Origin of the sequence: Ruegeria sp. HKCCD4315 (assembly GCF_013112245.1) — a bacterium.
GTDB lineage: Bacteria > Pseudomonadota > Alphaproteobacteria > Rhodobacterales > Rhodobacteraceae > Ruegeria.
In genome coordinates this window covers 1779975-1796622 of record NZ_WVRN01000001.1, presented here as the reverse complement: position 1 = coordinate 1796622, position 16648 = coordinate 1779975, and the positions used below count along the sequence as shown (strand labels likewise).

General features: G+C 55.0%; 15 protein-coding genes and 1 tRNA gene. 7 read left to right on the top strand and 9 right to left on the bottom strand.

The genetic code is table 11. The annotated features are described in order from the left end of the window. Window positions 1-7: 7 nt before the first annotated feature. The 7 genes from GS646_RS09050 to GS646_RS09020 all read left to right on the top strand — a co-directional run bounded on the left by GS646_RS09050 (window position 8) and on the right by GS646_RS09020 (window position 7086). Complete coding sequence (locus tag GS646_RS09050; protein WP_171182914.1) at window positions 8-448, top strand: TrgA family protein; 441 nt, start codon at window positions 8-10, stop codon at window positions 446-448. A gap of 27 nt (window positions 449-475) precedes the next feature. Beyond that, the gene (locus tag GS646_RS09045; RefSeq protein ID WP_171182916.1) at window positions 476-1591 is read left to right on the top strand and encodes an NUDIX domain-containing protein; all 1116 of its coding nucleotides are present in this window, start codon (window positions 476-478) and stop codon (window positions 1589-1591) included. Window positions 1592-1659: 68 nt separating this feature from the next. Further along, a complete protein-coding gene (locus tag GS646_RS09040) occupies window positions 1660-2694 on the top strand; it encodes a cysteine synthase A (RefSeq protein ID WP_171182918.1) in 1035 nt (344 codons plus the stop codon). Beyond that, window positions 2694-5120 carry a DUF3772 domain-containing protein gene (locus GS646_RS09035; RefSeq protein ID WP_171182920.1) on the top strand — a complete coding sequence of 809 codons (2427 nt, stop codon included), beginning with the start codon at window positions 2694-2696 and terminating at the stop codon, window positions 5118-5120. Before GS646_RS09040 ends, GS646_RS09035 begins: the two co-directional genes overlap by 1 nt. Before the next feature lie 146 nt (window positions 5121-5266). Then, window positions 5267-5356 (top strand) — tRNA-Ser (locus GS646_RS09030). A gap of 306 nt (window positions 5357-5662) precedes the next feature. Then, a complete protein-coding gene (locus GS646_RS09025) occupies window positions 5663-6031 on the top strand; it encodes a group 1 truncated hemoglobin (RefSeq protein ID WP_171089661.1) in 369 nt (122 codons plus the stop codon). Continuing rightward, window positions 6028-7086: an adenylate/guanylate cyclase domain-containing protein gene (locus tag GS646_RS09020; RefSeq protein ID WP_171646858.1), complete on the top strand. Its 1059-nt coding sequence runs from the start codon at window positions 6028-6030 to the stop codon at window positions 7084-7086. Before GS646_RS09025 ends, GS646_RS09020 begins: the two co-directional genes overlap by 4 nt. A 6-nt stretch (window positions 7087-7092) precedes the next feature. On the opposite strand, the gene GS646_RS09015 is transcribed toward GS646_RS09020, so the two are convergent. The 9 genes from GS646_RS09015 to guaA all read right to left on the bottom strand — a co-directional run bounded on the left by GS646_RS09015 (window position 7093) and on the right by guaA (window position 16510). After that, entirely contained in the window at window positions 7093-7707 is a 615-nt protein-coding gene (locus GS646_RS09015) for a TetR/AcrR family transcriptional regulator (protein ID WP_171089665.1), read from the bottom strand. Between the two features lie 104 nt (window positions 7708-7811). Beyond that, window positions 7812-8681, bottom strand: a complete 870-nt coding sequence (gene ppk2, locus GS646_RS09010; protein WP_171182924.1) for a polyphosphate kinase 2 — start codon at window positions 8679-8681, stop codon at window positions 7812-7814. Window positions 8682-8730: 49 nt separating this feature from the next. Then, on the bottom strand, window positions 8731-9684 hold the full coding sequence (locus GS646_RS09005; RefSeq protein WP_171182926.1) for an alpha/beta fold hydrolase: 954 nt from the start codon (window positions 9682-9684) through the stop codon (window positions 8731-8733). After that, entirely contained in the window at window positions 9674-10591 is a 918-nt protein-coding gene (gene metA / locus GS646_RS09000; RefSeq protein ID WP_171182928.1) for a homoserine O-succinyltransferase, read from the bottom strand. The genes GS646_RS09005 and metA overlap by 11 nt, the downstream gene beginning before the upstream one ends. 36 nt (window positions 10592-10627) lie before the next feature. After that, a complete protein-coding gene (locus GS646_RS08995; protein WP_171182930.1) occupies window positions 10628-11500 on the bottom strand; it encodes an ATPase in 873 nt (290 codons plus the stop codon). A gap of 48 nt (window positions 11501-11548) precedes the next feature. Continuing rightward, on the bottom strand, window positions 11549-12445 hold the full coding sequence (locus tag GS646_RS08990; RefSeq protein WP_171182932.1) for a DMT family transporter: 897 nt from the start codon (window positions 12443-12445) through the stop codon (window positions 11549-11551). Window positions 12446-12545: 100 nt separating this feature from the next. Next, window positions 12546-13709, bottom strand: a complete 1164-nt coding sequence (locus GS646_RS08985) for an OmpP1/FadL family transporter (protein ID WP_171182934.1) — start codon at window positions 13707-13709, stop codon at window positions 12546-12548. A gap of 127 nt (window positions 13710-13836) precedes the next feature. Next, window positions 13837-14742 carry a DMT family transporter gene (locus GS646_RS08980; protein WP_171182936.1) on the bottom strand — a complete coding sequence of 302 codons (906 nt, stop codon included), beginning with the start codon at window positions 14740-14742 and terminating at the stop codon, window positions 13837-13839. Between the two features lie 208 nt (window positions 14743-14950). Further along, window positions 14951-16510 carry a glutamine-hydrolyzing GMP synthase gene (gene guaA / locus GS646_RS08975; protein WP_171182939.1) on the bottom strand — a complete coding sequence of 520 codons (1560 nt, stop codon included), beginning with the start codon at window positions 16508-16510 and terminating at the stop codon, window positions 14951-14953. Window positions 16511-16648 lie beyond the last annotated feature (138 nt).

Genomic DNA, 16648 nt, shown 5'->3' with positions numbered 1-16648 from the left:
CTGTCACATGCCCACAGCCTCGCGTCTTGTCGCCGCTCTTTGCCTTGTCGTGCTGGCTTTCATTGTCTCTGGGATGATCATCGACAATGGTGAAGAAGGTAAGGACTATGGTTACTTTACCTATGTGAACATGGCGCTTGGCGCGGCCTGTGGCTGGGCAATCATGGGTAAGCGCGCCGGACGAGGTTGGACAGCGGGGATCAACAATGGCCTGACGGGTGTCGCGTCGCTGGTGTTTTGGGCCTTGTTCGTGCAGGGGTGTTACGAGATGTTCCGCCTTGCCATGCGCAACAGGTATGGCGGTCCCTTCGAGGCGGTTCTGGCTATTTTCAAAATCGGGGTCGATTATGGCAAACTGCTGATCACGCCTGAAATCCTGATTACGTTTGCTATTGGGGCGGTTGTCGCCGGTTTGGCTACCGAACAGGCCCACCGCCAATGGCGTTGAAGCATTACATTATCTGAGAGTTCGAGTTTGTCTGACTTATTTTTCTATGGAACGTTGCGGTATTTGCCGTTGCTCGAACGTGTTCTGGGCCGCTCTTTACAAGAGATTTCAGTTCAAACGGCGATGTTGCCTGATCATGCCGTTTGGGCTGTTCAGGGTCAGGATTTTCCTATGATCCAAACGTCAGGGGGTGACAGCGCCCAAGGCGTATTCGTTCAAGATTTATCGTCCGAAGACCTGGCACGGTTGGCCTTTTATGAGGGTGCGTTTGATTATGACCTGACACCCGTAAAGGTGGTTCTGCAAGACGGGACCAAGCAGGAAGCACAGGTCTTTTTCCCTGCACCGGGCAGTTGGGAGCCGGACGGCCCCTGGTCTTTGCAACGGTGGGCGGACCGGTTGGGGGAGATCACCGCTCTGGCTGCGGAAGAAGAGATGGCATATTTCGGTCGGCTGGAGTCTCAGGACATGGCTGGCAATATTCGCGCCATCCAAACCCGGGCGTGGGCCAAGATTCTTGCCGGAAAACGGCGCACCGGCGATCTGAGAGATACAAGAAAGGACGTTATCGTGCATCGCCACGATCGTGCCTATGTGAACTATTTCGGGATGGAAGAGGTTGACCTTCAGCATCGGCAGCATGATGGCACCATGGGCCCCGTGCTGCATCGGGGCAGCCTGATGCAAGGCAGTGCTGTGTCCGTTCTGCCCTACGATCCGGTGCGCGACACTGTACTTGTTGTCGAACAATTCAGACCTCCGGCCTTTTTGATCAACGACCCCGAACCCTGGCTGTGGGAGGCCGTGGCCGGGATGATAGATCCAGGCGAAGAACCGGAACAAGCAGCCCATCGTGAAGCGATGGAAGAAGCCGGAGTAACGTTTGACCGGCTTGAGTACGCGGGCGGGGCATATTCGTCTAGCGGGTCTTCCACCGGTTTCATGTATCTGTATGTCGGATTGGGTGATTTGACCCATACCACCACAACTGGCGGCCTTGATACCGAAGGCGAAGATATTCGAAGTCAGATACTGCCTTTTGATACGTTCATAGACATGACGGACCGTCATGTTTTCAAAGACGTACAACTTGTGGCTCTGGCCTATTGGCTGGCGCGCCACAGGGACAGGCTGCGCGCATGACTATCATGCTTGTGGTCGCGACGGCGCGGCTGTAAATCTTCACTGATACCAAACGACAAGAGGGCGCCATGCGCATTGCACGAGACCTTGCCGACGCAGTCGGGAAAACACCACTGATCCGGTTGAAGCGCATCAGTGAAGAAACCGGTTGTGAGATCCTCGGGAAGGCCGAGTTCATGAATCCCGGCCAGTCCGTCAAGGACCGTGCGGCGCTGTACATCATCCGTGATGCGGTGGCCCGAGGCGATTTGAAGCCCGGCGGCACGATTGTCGAGGGAACGGCGGGCAACACCGGGATCGGTCTGGCTCTGGTCGGTGCGTCCATGGGTTTCAAGACGGTGATCGTGATTCCGGAAACCCAGTCGGAAGAGAAGAAAGACATGCTGCGCCTTGCGGGTGCACAGTTGGTTCAGGTTCCAGCCGCGCCCTATCGCAACCCCAACAATTTCGTGCATTATTCGCGTCGTTTGGCCGAGCAATTGGCAAAAACCGAACCGAATGGCGCGATTTGGGCAAACCAGTTCGACAATGTTGCCAACCGTCGGGCCCATGTCGAAACCACCGGCCCTGAAATCTGGGAACAAACAGACGGCAAGGTCGATGGTTTTGTCTGCGCCGTAGGCTCTGGCGGAACTCTGGCTGGCGTGGCCGACGCGTTGCAGCCCAAAGGTGTGAAAATTGGCCTGGTCGATCCGATGGGGGCAGGGCTTTATTCATACTACACCACTGGTGAAATCGCGATGGAAGGCAGCTCGATCGCTGAAGGCATCGGTCAGGTGCGTATCACCAAGAACCTTGAGGGCTTCAAGCCGGACTTCTCGTACCAGATGACGGATAATGAGGCGTTGCCGCTGATCTTCGATCTGCTGCGCGAGGAAGGGCTGGTCATGGGTGGCTCGACCGCCATCAACATGGCCGGAGCGGTGCGTCTGGCAAAGGATCTTGGGCCGGGCCACACCATCGTTACCATTCTGTGTGACTACGGAACCCGCTATCAGTCCAAGCTGTTCAACCCGGAATTCCTGCGCGAGAAGGAACTGCCGGTACCGGATTGGATGACCGAGGCCCCCCGAAGCATTCCGGGCGTGTTCGAGGACGTATGATGCTGGCGCAGGTCCGCCTGTTTCTTGTCCTGTTCTTTCTGTGCCTAGTTGGGTTCGCAGGCGGCGCGGATGCGCAGCTGAGTAACCGGCAGAGCGAATATTATCAGGGATGGTTGAAAACGGCGGACCGTGCAGAAGATGTGATCGAGGCGAACCGTGCCTCGGACGCAGCTCTGGAAAACTTACGTTCAGAAATTAATAGTTACAGGGACGACTTTAACAGAGCGAGAAGTGCCAACACCGACCGTATTTCCACGTTGGACAGTCAAATCAACGCGCTTGGTCCCAAGCCCGAAGGGGACGCGACCGAGCCGGAAGATATTGCAACGTTGCGGGCGCATCTGGAAAAACAGCTAAACAGCTTGCGCGTGCCGCGGATTATTTCCGAGGAGGCATATAGCCGTGCCAACGGTTTGATCAGCGAAATAGATCAGATCCTACGTACGCGGCAGACCAAGGAGTTCTTTGAACAAGGTCCGTCGCCGATAAACCCCGCATACTGGGGTCCGGCATGGGTGGACGTAAAAGAAGCAATCCAGAGCCTCGGAAATGAAACGATCACCAACTTTCGTTCAGACGTTGTGCGCGAACAAATCCGTGACCGCGGATTGGCAATTTTCGTACTGCTGGCCCTTTCAGCTGTACTGCTGATTTTTGGCAAAAAGTGGTCCGAACGTGGGGGGGAATACTTAAGGCTTTGGGGCGGGTCCGGCACTGGGGTTTGGTCTTTCGTCATTTCGCTTTTACGCATTCTGTTGCCTTGGATTGGGGTTCTGGCCGCGGTAACTGCGATAAGCCTGACTGGTGTTACGGGACTGAGGGGAAGCCTGCTGCTGCAAAACATCCCGTATTGGGCAGGGATAATCCTGTTCTACGACTGGATTGGTCGGCAGGTATATGTGATCGGCGCGTCGCAGGGGTTCAAACGGCTGTCCGCTGCAAAAATAAGAGAGCTGCGCCTGTACATCGACCTGCTTGCCGTGATGCTGATTTTGCACGAATTGGCACTGCTGTTCGAACGGATCGAAAACATCTCGGATGCGACCCGAGCCGTTGTCAGTTTCCCGGTCATTGTCGCAACAGCTTTGTTGCTGCTGCGCATACGCCAGATTCGCACCACGGACGGTCCGCCTGACCAATCTGCATCAACTCGAGCGGCAGGCTTCAGCCAATTGGTCGAGTTCTTGCGCCGGGCATTGTTCCTATTGGGGATAGCGTCTCCTATTCTGGCGATCTTTGGGTACACCAATGCGGCCGAAGCAATCGTGTTCCCCGCTGTGAAGACCCTGGTGCTCATCGGGGCGTTGGTCATCCTGCAAAGATTCATCAGCCAGGTTTACGGCTGGATTACCGGGCAAGGGGACGCGGCTCGTGAGTCTCTTTTTGCGGTACTCGTCGGTTTTGCACTGGCCATAATTGCGCTGCCTATTCTGGCGATATATTGGGGTGCGCGTGAAACCGATCTGTTGGAAGCGTGGTCACGCTTACTGCTTGGTTTCGACATTGGCGGTGTCACGATTTCACCAACCAACTTCCTGACCTTTGTAGCTGTCTTCGCAATCGGTTACGCGTTGACTCGGTTGCTGCAAAGCGGGTTGCGCAATTCACTTCTGCCGAAGACCAAAATTGATCCGGGTGGCCAAAACGCGATTGTGGCTGGTTCGGGCTATGTCGGCATATTTCTCGCTGCGCTTGTGGCAATCATGGTGGCCGGGTTTGACTTGTCGTCGCTTGCGATTGTTGCCGGTGCTTTGTCGGTCGGCATTGGCTTTGGTCTACAAACCATCGTGTCCAACTTTGTCTCTGGCATCATCCTTTTGGTGGAACGCCCCATTTCCAAGGGGGACTGGATTGATGTGAACGGTATGATGGGTTACGTGCGCGATATCTCGGTCCGCTCGACCCGGATCGAAACCTTCGACCGAACAGATGTGATCGTTCCAAATTCGGATCTGATCAGCGGCGTGGTGACGAACTATACCCGAGGCAACACAATTGGGCGTGTCATCGTGCCCGTTGGTGTCGCCTACGGTACCGATACGCGCCAGGTCGAAACCATTCTGGGTGAGATCGCCAATAACCATCCGATGGTTTTGGCAAACCCGGCGCCCAGTGTTGTGTTTCAGGGCTTTGGCGCGGATTCCCTTGATTTCGAGATCCGCGCAATCCTGCGTGACGTAAACTGGGTGCTGTCGGTGAAGTCCGACATGAACCACGAGATCAACCGCAGATTCTCGGACGCGGGTATCGAGATTCCGTTTGCTCAGCGCGACATCTGGTTGCGCAATCCCGAAGCTTTGCAGGCGGATGTCAAAGATCAGAGAGACCCTGCCAAACCCGTGGAAAGCAAGCCCGAGGCCCCATCACAAAAACCCGCTGACCTGACAGAGGCTGATTTGGATCCAGACGCTGGTGACGACGTTTAACGGCGTTATCCAACGTCCTTGAAACGATCTGAAATGGCCGGGTGAGAGCCGCACGGGGGCAGGGCAACTTATTTGGGTCATTCCCGATTTTTCGCCGCATTGGGGCCTTGCAAATCTGACCACATTCGTTCACATATCGCCGGCACGGAGAGGTGGCCGAGTGGTCGAAGGCGCACGCCTGGAAAGTGTGTAGGCGGGAAACCGTCTCCAGGGTTCGAATCCCTGTCTCTCCGCCATAATCTTCCTAACTGTGATGATCTTTGGTGCACGGTTGCAGAACGGTTTGATTCACCGATGCCGCCACTGAAAATCACATGAAGGATGAAGGGGCAGGAGAAGCTTTTGAAACCAGGTGGGTGTGTTGGCTTCATCTACTCGTTTCACTGTTTTAAGTTATTCGGGTGCAAAGACCTGCGGCAGTTTTCAATTGACTTGCCTGAAAACTCTTTTCCGGTCGGAGCATACTGATCATAAACGTTAACAAAAATATCAATTTGATATAGAGTTGTGGTGTTATTGATCGGTAACGCGCGGGTATTCGTGTGACACAGACACTTTATGAAAAGTATGGCGGCTTCAAAACAATCAGCCGCGTCGTGATGACCTTCTATGAGATGGCATTGGATTCTGACGACATCGGCCATTACTTCGAGGACATTGATATGCCCCGTTTGATTGACCATCAGACGAAGTTTGTGTCTTCGCTAATCGGAGGACCTGCATCATTCAACGACGACAGAATTGAAGCTGTTCACCGGCATCTGAACATCTCACATGATGAATTTGACGTCATGGCGGAACTGTTCGGCGATGCGCTGAGCGCCCATGGCATGTCGGACGGGGATATCAAAACAGCGCTCGCCGCAATTGAGGGCAAACGGTCCATCATCGTCGTCCGGACTGCGGCATGAGCATACTGGCAATCAATGAGCAACTGTTGCGTGCCATTGGTGTTGGTGTCGCCGTGGTGCGTGCCTCGGATCTGGAGTTCGTGTTTCACAATGGACCTTTCGCGGAATGGTTTGGGGCCCCGGAAGAAGGGAATACGCTTGGAGATATTCTGCCGGATCTCGACCCCAAAGAACTGGAAGATGTCAAACAGTCTGGCCTGAGGTACTCGGTTGAGCTTCAGATCAAACCAAAACGCCGGACGTTGATCTTTGCGGTGACAGTGTCGCTGGCCAATGGGTTGTCGGAGCAGGTGCTGATTGTGGAATGCCAGAACATCACCCGCATTCGCGAGCTGGAAAGCATGATCGACAGCTATTCCACCATGGTCGAGCGCAATACCCGAGAACTTGAGCGCGAAAAAGAAAGGGTTGAACGCCTGTTGCTGAACCTGATGCCACGGGCCGTCTATGAAGAATTCAAGACATTTGGCGTCGTCACACCTCAGCTGTATCAGCAGGTTTCGGTGGTGATGTTGGATTTTGTAGGGTTCACAGATTTTGCAGCCAAGACCGACCCAACCGTAACCCTGAGCGAGCTGAACGATATTTTCACGGCTTTTGACCGTATCGTCGAACAGTTTGGGTGTGAGCGGATCAAGACAATAGGTGACGCATACCTTGCTGTGTCCGGCATGCCTGACCCAACCCCGGATCATGCCACGGCTGTTGCGCATTGTGCCGTGCGGTTCCTCCGTTATCTCGAGCGCCGGAACGAAAGCCATCCGCACAAATGGCAGGCCCGGATTGGCCTAGGGATGGGGGCTGCGGTCGGATCGGTCGTTGGAATTCAGAAATATGTCTATGACGTTTTTGGCCCGGCTGTGAACATAGCGTCCCGCTTGCAAGTCTTCGCCAACCCAATGAACATCGTGGCACCGGAAGAGATGAAGTATGCCCTGATCGACGAATTTCAGGTTTCCGACCTTGGTTGTGTTGACATCAAGGGAATGGGCGAGATGGACCTGATTAATGTGACCTCGGGTCTGAGTATGCCACAAGGTAACCGGTTGCTGTGACCCGTTTCAGTCGTCTTGAGGAATGAGGCCCAAACCGCGTAGATAAATGCCAATCCCACTTTCCAATAAGTCCTCTGGCGGAAATGGAGAGGTTGCGCCAGTGTTGCGGGCAAAAAGCTCAACAACACCGTGGCTCATCGCCCAGATATGGGCACTGAACATCGATGCAGGTGGGCGCTTTTCTGGCGGAATATGTTGGGACAGGTCCGCCGCCGCTTTTTCCAGAACCGACTTGGCGCGATTGGCGGCCAAAGAAAGCTCGGTCGTGCGGTTCAAAGAGATTCCGCTTTCGAACATCGCGATATAGTGGCCGGGGTTCTTGCGGGCAAAGGCCAAATAAGCCCGTCCGGTTGCCTCGAACGCTGCCAACGCTGATGGCTGCCCCTTGTCATAGGCATATTGCATCAGATCTGCGAACATCTCGAACCCTTGCCGCGCCGCCTCGGCAATCAGGTCTTCACGTCCCTGAAAATGGCGATAGACGGCGGCAGGGGTTACTCCGGCGGTTTTTGCGGCTTCGGACAGGGTGAAACCAGTTGGCCCTTTTTCTTCAATCAGGGACAACGCGGCTTCGACCAAAGCCTGTTTCAGGTTCCCGTGGTGATACCCGCGTTTCGTCATTCCGGCCTCAGCTGTCTTGATGCAGTGTTTGAAAACAATGAGATAGAGCAAACACGCAGATCCGTCCAACCCTGTCCGTCAAAACACTTCGTTGGAGTGTAGGGTTACGCATCCCAGACATCCGGGCCACCGCAAATCTGCGGATCAATCTTGCCGATGCTCTTCTTGTCTTTCTCATCATAGTCCAACGCATGCAGGACCGTACGGATGGCTGCAAGACGCGCACGCTTCTTGTCGTCTGAACGCACGATCGTCCAAGGGCAGGCGTCGGTGTGCGATCTGGTCAGCGTTTCCGAGATCGATTCCGTATACTCATCCCATTTGTTCAGACCGGCTACATCAATCGGGCTAAGCTTCCACTGTTTGAGCGGGTCCGTCTCGCGCGCCAAAAAGCGGTTCAACTGCTCGGCACGCCCGACATTGAGCCAGAATTTGAAGAGATGGATCCCGTCATTCACCAACCCCATTTCCAGCGGTAGTACTTGACGGAAGAACCGCTCACGCTCTTCCAGCGTGCAAAAGCCGAAGACATTCTCGACGACACCCCGGTTGTACCAGCTCCGGTCAAAGAAAACGATTTCGCCAGCGGCGGGCAGGTGGGCGATATAGCGTTGAAAATACCATTGGCTGCGTTCCGCATCCGAAGGCTTGGCAAGCGCCACATTGCGAGCCCCGCGCGGGTTCAGATTTTCACGGAACCGCTTGATTGTGCCGCCTTTACCAGCGGCGTCGCGCCCTTCAAAGATGATCGCCACCCTATGGCCTGTTTCCTTCACCCAGGACTGCATCTTGACCAACTCGATCTGGAGAAGCTCCATCTGAGCATCATAGTCCTTGGTCTTCATTTTCTCGCGATACGGGTATGTGGCGTTTAGAATATCGCCTTTTCCCGATTTCTTGATTTCTTCCCGTACCGCCTTGGGGGCGTCTTTTTGATAATATCTTTCGATAGAACCTTTTTCGGACCGGGCCATATGTCACCTCGCGATAAAATCCATATCTTACTATGGATTAGAGCCCGGATTAACGCAAACCCGCACGCTGGGCCGCACGATCTATGGCGGCAGCGACCTCGGGGGCGGCGACCACCTGCGGCATGTGGCCGATGCCGGGCAAGTCGATCAACTCGGCCCCTGGGATTTGGTCGATCAGGCGTTCGGAATGCCATTCAAGACCAACCGTGTCGTCAGCGGTTCCGTGAATGATTTCTGTTGGCACGGAAATTTCGCCATATCTGGGCTGCAGACGGGTAATCTCATCCAGCAGATTGGCGCGTTGCTTGGCATTTGCGTGCATTGATCCACGCCGGATCGTGAGGCCGGGGCCGAAGTGCTCTGCGTACCCCTCAGGCGCGGTCTGTGGCGCAAATACTTTGTCCAACGCTTGCGTCACGTACCATTCAGGCACGAAAGAGCTGATCAGGGGCAGGACCAGAGCATTACCTGCGGTGGTTGATGCCAGCCGGTTAAAGCCATCCAAGGGCGTTTCCCACGGGATGGCCGCAGGCGCGATCAGAACCAGGGCCGAGATGTTTTCAGGACGCGTTACTGCCCACGCAAGCGAGACCGACCCGCCATAGCTTTGGCCTGCTACGATGGGTTTGTCGGCCCCCAGCTGTGCTGCTGCCCGTTGCAGGATATCTGCCTGCTCGATGATGGTTTCGCCGTCGGGGTTGAAGCTTTCTGAATACCCCAAGCCGGGGCGGTCGAATACGATAACCCGAAAGTTCTGGGCCAGAATGGGGGCCAGTGCGAAGGTCATATCGCGCGTGTTCCCGCTGGAGCCATGGATCAGCACAACATCCGGGCCTTCGCCCATCACAACGGCGTGTACGGCGATGCCATCAACATCAAGAACCTGACCTTCGGGTGGAAAGGCCGCTTCTGCCATCGCCTCATTCTTGGCGCTGCGCCAAGCGGTCAGCACGGCCAGGCCCAGTACGATGAGGCCAAGGAGTATGAACGCTTTACTTGCCAATTTTGCTCATATCGAAAGGCGTGGACTGGTAGATTTCGTTGATCCAGTTGCCATAGAGCAGATGCGCATGGCTGCGCCACCGGTTTTGTGGCGTTTCTGATGGATCATCATCCGGGTAATAGTTGATCGGCACGTTGATTGGTGTGCCATTTGCTACGTCCCGGTCATATTCCTGCTTCAGCGTATCGCTGTCATATTCGAAATGGTTGAAGATATAGAGCGCGCGGTGCTCAGGATCCTCGACCAGGCAAGGCCCAACATCGTCGCTGCCCAATAGAGTGTTCAAACCGGGGGCGCTGTCGATTTCACCCTGTTTCATCTCTGTCCAGCGGCTGACAGGGATCACACAGTCGTCGGAGAACCCGCGTAAAAACGGCGAGGCCGGGTTCAGGTTCCGGTGACGGAAACAGCCAAACGCCTTGGCGTCCAGCATGTGTTTACGCACGCCGTGGAAATGGTTAATCATCGCCATTCCGCCCCAGCAGACACCAAAGGTCGAATGAACATTGGTCTGCGTCCACTCGAAGACTTCGCTGATCTCGTCCCAATAAGTAACGTCACCAAATTCCAGATGCTCGATTGGCGCGCCCGTGATGATCAGGCCGTCGAATTTCTCGTCCTTGACCTCCTGAAATGGGTGGTAGAACTCAGACATATGTTCGGCCGCAGTGTTTTTGGTGCGGTGTTCGGTCATGCGGATCAGGGACAGGTCGATCTGCAAGGGGGTTGCACCGATCAGGCGCGCGAACTGGTTTTCCGTCTGGATTTTCTTGGGCATCAGATTCAGCAATCCAATGCGCAGCGGGCGGATATCCTGACGCATGGCCTGATCTTCGTCCATGACCATGACGCCCTCTTTGGTCAGGACGTCAAAAGCAGGAAGATCAGATGGGATTTTGATGGGCATTTGTCAGACTTCGAAGAGAGTAAGGAAAACTGCTAGTTAGGCGTTCTTGGGTTCGGTCTCAAGGGTGCATTCGATCAACTCATCGAAATCACCGGCGTCGCGGATCTTGCCGATATCATCGGCTGCAATCGTCACACCCCAGTTCTTGGCCATCGCCTCATAGCGCGGTTGGCGGTGCGCCAGAGCCTGCGCATAGGTCCAGCGAACGAAATCGTCAGGGTCCACATCAGATTCGGCACACCCTTTTTGATCCAGATACTCGGCCCATGTGCGGGTCAGGAAATCTGCCTGGTAAGACATTGGTTTCGGTGCTTTATCGAACCTGCGCACCAATTCGGCTGTATGACCTTCATCCCCTTGCAACCAGATCATCAGGGTTTGGCGCGACAGTTCTGACAAGATCTGATCTTTGGGATCCTCCGGGTCGACCCATTCACAGATCGAACCACCCGTATCACAGATAAAGTGAGGGTATTGATACAAACGCTCGGCGCGGTCGATGAAATATTCAGTATCCAAAAGGGCATGAATCTCGGCCAGACGAAACTGCTCCTGCCGGCGGCGGTACTCTGGCATTTCCAACCCGCCAAGCGCCGGATTGCCCGGTTTGCCTAGATAGGCGGCAACAGGGGTCAGGTTTTCAAACGAGATATTCGAGCCGATATAGATCGAGTCCGACAACAGCAGGTCGCGCAGGAACGGAACCTTCATAGCCTCGGCCTTGGCGTTGTCGGTGATGTATTCACCCATGTAACGCGTGCCGATCCGGTAATCGATCGAGTAGTGGAACCAGTTCCCCGAATCCCTGAGGATGTTCGAGACATACGTCTTGCCCAGGCCGGACATGCCAAAGAACAGCACTTTCTTACGGCGTGCGGTGCGCCAGTCTTCGGCTGAGGAGTAGATCATTATGCGCTGTCCCTTTTTTGCCTTTGCTAAATCGGGCAAAGGGCGGCGTCAATCACGACGGCCAGAGCGATTGAGAACCAAAAGACCTGCGGCAAGAATAGCAAAGCCAAAATAGGCGTTGGGTGACAGCGCTTCGCCGCGCAGTAACGCCCCCAATACGATGGCGACCGGGGGAATCACCAGCGTTACCAACATCAGGTTGCCGCTGCCAGCCATGGCCAGAACACGGTAGTACAAAAGGTACGCCCCGGCGGTTGCAACAATTGCGTAATAGCCAATGGCCGCCCAGGTGATTGCTGGCAGCGCAAGACTCGGCAAACCATCCGTTATTAGGGTCAGTGGCAGTACCAAGATGGTCGATCCGGTCAACATGCCTGCTGCGGCAACGATGGGGGGAAGGTCGGACAGTGCGTATCGGGCCCATGCGGCAGCGAAAGCGTATGACACTGTTCCAGCCAGAACAGCAAGCTGGGCCGTGCTTTGCAGGCTGAACCCTGTGAAGTTTTGTACGCCAATTGCAATCGTGACGCCGACGAAGCCCAGACAAACGCCAATCAGTCGGGAGCTTGTCAGTCGTTCATCGCGAAAAAATAAAGCAGCAACCAGAACCCCAAACACGGCGGTCGAGGCGTTCAGGATCGCGGTCAGGCCGGTGTCGATGTAAAGCTGCCCCCAAGCCATCAGACTGAAAGGGATCACGTTGTTGAGCAGTCCCATGACCAGAAAGGCACCCAAAACCCTTGGAGCACGTGGAAGTTCGTGCCCTTGAGCCCAGACCACCAGCCAAAGCACCAGCATGGCCCAGAACGTGCGATGAAGCACGGACGTCATGACCGGAATGGTGTCCAGCGCGATCCGGATCGAGACAAAGGACGCGCCCCAGATGATGCCAAGTAGCAAAAGCTCGGCCCACGCGCGGGGCGAAAGGTGTTTTTGTGCATTCATGGCGTCACTGTCTCATTCGGAAGGTGAAACTGCGACCCGGTTCTTGCGAAAAAGCCCCGCTGAAACAGCGGGGCTTTGACATGTTCTAAGATGGTGGCGATCAGTTCAGAGCGTAGGTGATCTGGAAACCAACACTCCAGGCGCTGTTGCCCGTGAATGTTGCGCGCGCACCGGGGCCAGCGCCGTCTGCTGTTGCGTCGCCAATATCCGTATAGCGAATGCCGCCAGAAATCTGTGCATTTTCAAGCGAGTAGGTGCCACCTACGCCGATGCTCCAGAAACCGTCGGTCGGGCCGAGGTTTGAAACCGGGGTACCTTGAGACGACTCGTAGCCAAGAGTAACAGCGCCGGAGAACTCTTCCGAGAACTGGTAGCCCAATCCCAGTGAGTAGGTGAAGGTGGCATCGTCATAGTCAACAAGGTTGCTGGTCGGTGGATAGTTTGGCGGGTTGTAGACCAACTGTGGCCAGTCGACCCAACGAACCGATCCGAACAGCAAGGTTTTCGGGGCAACACCTGTCTGGAAGTCCAGATTGATGGATTGGGGCGTTTCAATTTCGCTGTTTGTGTTGAACGTCGCAACCGTTCCCGGTGGAATTGGGGGAATTGGCGGTGGGTTCAGAGATTCGGTCTGCGAGAGATCGTGGCTGATCTTCGAGTTGTAGGTCAGAGACACACGGGCCGCGATCTCAGGCTTTTCCCAGGCTACACCGATAACGTATCCAAATGCTGTGTCGGCGTTTGTGTCTACGTTATAACCCGCGGCAAGTGGTACGGTGACTGATGCTTCAACGCGCTGCGCGCGAATACCGCCGATTGCGCTAAAGCCTCCGTCGAATTTATAGCGCAGCAACGCAGTGATCGCGTCGGTGTCCGCTGTCGCCCTCAGAACGTCAGACCGACCGCCTGGAATTGGGTTTATCGACAGCGGATAGCTGGCTGCATACTGGATGTCAGCACCAAACGGCTGGTCATACATGATTGCAAAATCGAGTTTTTCGGTCAGGGCTGCCTTGTAGCCCAGGTGCGGCGTGAAGAAATCATTTGCCACTTCGCCAGAGTCCTGAGGCTGGCCGATATTTGGACCCGCCAACGCGGGCATAGTGCCGGTCACACTCGGGTCAGTGTAACCAAGACGGAACTGAACAACTGAACCTTCTTCGAAAATCAAATTGATCCCCTGACCGCTTCGGTCAAGGCCACCTGCATGGGCAGTTGCTGCCCCAACGCACAGCGCGCAGGTTGTAAGTAGCGTTTTTTTCATTCTGTCCTCCCTATGGGTCTCCTGCGGGTTATGTTGGCGACTGTTGTGAGTGAAATGATCGCCTGCCCGTTTTATTCCGCACGATACTTTCTTTTTGGTTACTTTAAGGTCAACTGGTGACGGAGCGTTACTTGGTGCGACTCATGTTTGGAGTTGTTGCCAAATTGCTACGATTTTCGGACCAGATGTTTAAGAAGATGCCAGAGAAAATGACCACAGCGCCGATCATGACCCAATGGTCTATGGGCTCGTGATACAGGATCATCCCGACCACTGCGATCGTGGGAAGACGGGCAAAGTCGAAGGGAACCACGACAGTGGCCGGGGCAATGGCCAGTGCATTGGTGATACAGAAATGCGCCAGCAATCCGGCCAAACCAACAAGAACCAGATAGGGAGCAGTGTTTGTGTTTGGCAGTGAAATCTGACCATCGAATCCGGCCGCTGCGGCACCCAGGACAGCCTGCATGGCCGTCAGCCAGAAGACGATGCATCCAATACTTGCAAACCGGGTGAGTTTCTTGGTGGTAATTGTTGTAAACGCGAAGAAAACAGCAGAAAGCGCCGCGGTAACAAGACCTGGGCTTAGCGGGGCAGACCCGGGGCGAGTGACAATCAGAACGCCTGCAAACCCAATAAGCGCTGCGACTATCTTAAGTGGGGTCAGACGTTCCTTCAGGAACAAAGGGGATAACAGTATGACCCAGAGTGGTTGCGTGAACTCAAGGGCAAAGACTTGTGCCAACGGCGCAACTGCTACGGCGTAGAACCAAAGGTTCTGTCCGGTGAAATGCAGTGTGTTTCGTATCGCGTGCAGCCCCAGGCGTTTCGTTGAAACCTGCGCCCAGTTTTGCGTGATTGTAAGGATAAGAGCCACAACAAGAAACCCGACGATGCTGCGATACATCATGATCTCGAACGTGTCGTGGGTGAAGCTTAACTCTCGTCCGGCAACGGCCATGGATGAAAACGAGGCGATGGCACCCGTCATCCATAGTGCAGCCTTAAAGACGTGACTTTGCCCGTGGCTCATTACTAACGCATCCAGAATTAGTCGCGAGGCCAAACATGCGATGGAGTGCAAAGCCAGGCATTAGAAAAGACAGTTAAATGTGTTTAGCCAATCAAACGCCGAAGAATGAAGGGATGCAAGAATGTAACAGTGAATTACTGTGGAAACGGGTTGAACGCGCACAACATTCCGCGCGTTCAACTTCCTGTTTCAGTGCAGTGTTCGCCTATCATTCCCACTCAATCGTGCCCGGCGGTTTTGAGGTAATATCATAGGTACAGCGGTTGATGCCCTTAACCTCGTTGATGATCCGCGTCGCGGTTTCACCAAGGAACTCGTGGCTGAAGGGATAATAATCTGCGGTCATACCATCAACCGAAGTGACAGCCCGCAGCGCGCAGGCATAGTCGTAGGTACGGCCATCGCCCATGACGCCCACGGTGCGCACGGGCAAGATGGCGACAAACGCCTGCCAGATTTCATCATACAAGCCGTGCTTGCGAATCTGGTCGATATAGACGGCATCGGCTTCGCGCAGGATCTCCAGCTTTTCGCGGGTGATTTCACCGGGGCAGCGAATGGCCAGACCCGGTCCGGGGAAGGGGTGGCGGCCAATGAAACTCTGCGGAAGGCCGAGTTCTCGGCCCAGTGCGCGTACTTCGTCCTTGAACAGCTCACGAAGCGGTTCGACCAGCTTCAGCCCCATCTTCTCGGGCAGGCCACCCACATTGTGGTGCGACTTGATCGTCACTGACGGACCGCCCGAGAAGGACACCGACTCGATCACGTCAGGATAAAGCGTGCCCTGAGCCAGGAACTCGGCCCCTTCGATGGTGTCGGCATGTTTCTGGAACACGTCGATGAACAGCTTGCCGATGATCTTGCGCTTGGTTTCCGGATCGCTTTGACCTTCGAGCTCGCCCAAGAACAGCTCGGATTCGTCCGCATGGATCAACTGAATGTTGTAGTTGTCGCGGAACATGCCCACGACCTCTTCGGCTTCGTTCTTTCGCAGTAGACCGTGATCGACAAAGACACAGGTCAGCTGGTCTCCGATTGCCTCGTGAATCAGAATCGCAGCAACCGAGCTGTCGACACCACCGGACAAACCACAGATTACCTTTTTGTCGCCGACCTGCTCGCGAATCTTGCGGATCATCTCTTCGCGATAGGCGCCCATGGTCCAGTCGCCCTTGAAGCCCGCCAGTTTGACGAAGTTTTCGTATAGCTTCGCGCCCTTGGGAGTGTGATGCACTTCGGGGTGGAACTGCACTGCATAGAAGTGGCGCGCAGGGTCCGCCGTGATCGCGTAAGGCGCGTTGGGCGAGGTGCCAAAGACCTCAAAGCCGGGTGCGATCTCACTGACGTGGTCGCCGTGGCTCATCCAGACCTGCTCATCCCCATCAGCGAACCAGCCGTCAAGAATATCCAACTTGTTTTCAGGGGTGACAAAGGCCCGACCGAACTCGGCAGTGCCGTGACCACTTTCCACCTTGCCGCCCAGTTGATGCATCATCACTTGTTGGCCATAGCAGATGCCAAGAATTGGAACGCCATAATCGAATATCTCTTGCGGAGCACGGGGCGAACCCTCGCGCGTCACGCTGTCAGGGCCACCCGAGAAGATCACGGCACGGGGGGACATTTCCCGCACAAAATCCATCGTGACATTCTGGTAAGGGTGGATTTCACAATAAACATTCAGCTCACGCAGGCGGCGGGCAATAAGCTGCGTTACCTGGCTACCGAAGTCGATGATCAGAAGGCGGTCGTGGGATGTCTGGGTCATGTCTGCGCCTTAGGGCAAGCCCGGTGATTTCGCAAGGGCGACGTCCAATTCCTTTGGATTTTCGGGCCTCCACAAAAACCCAATTGTAAAAGTTTTGTAACAAAAATATGACAACCTGAAAGGATCCAAGTCTGGATT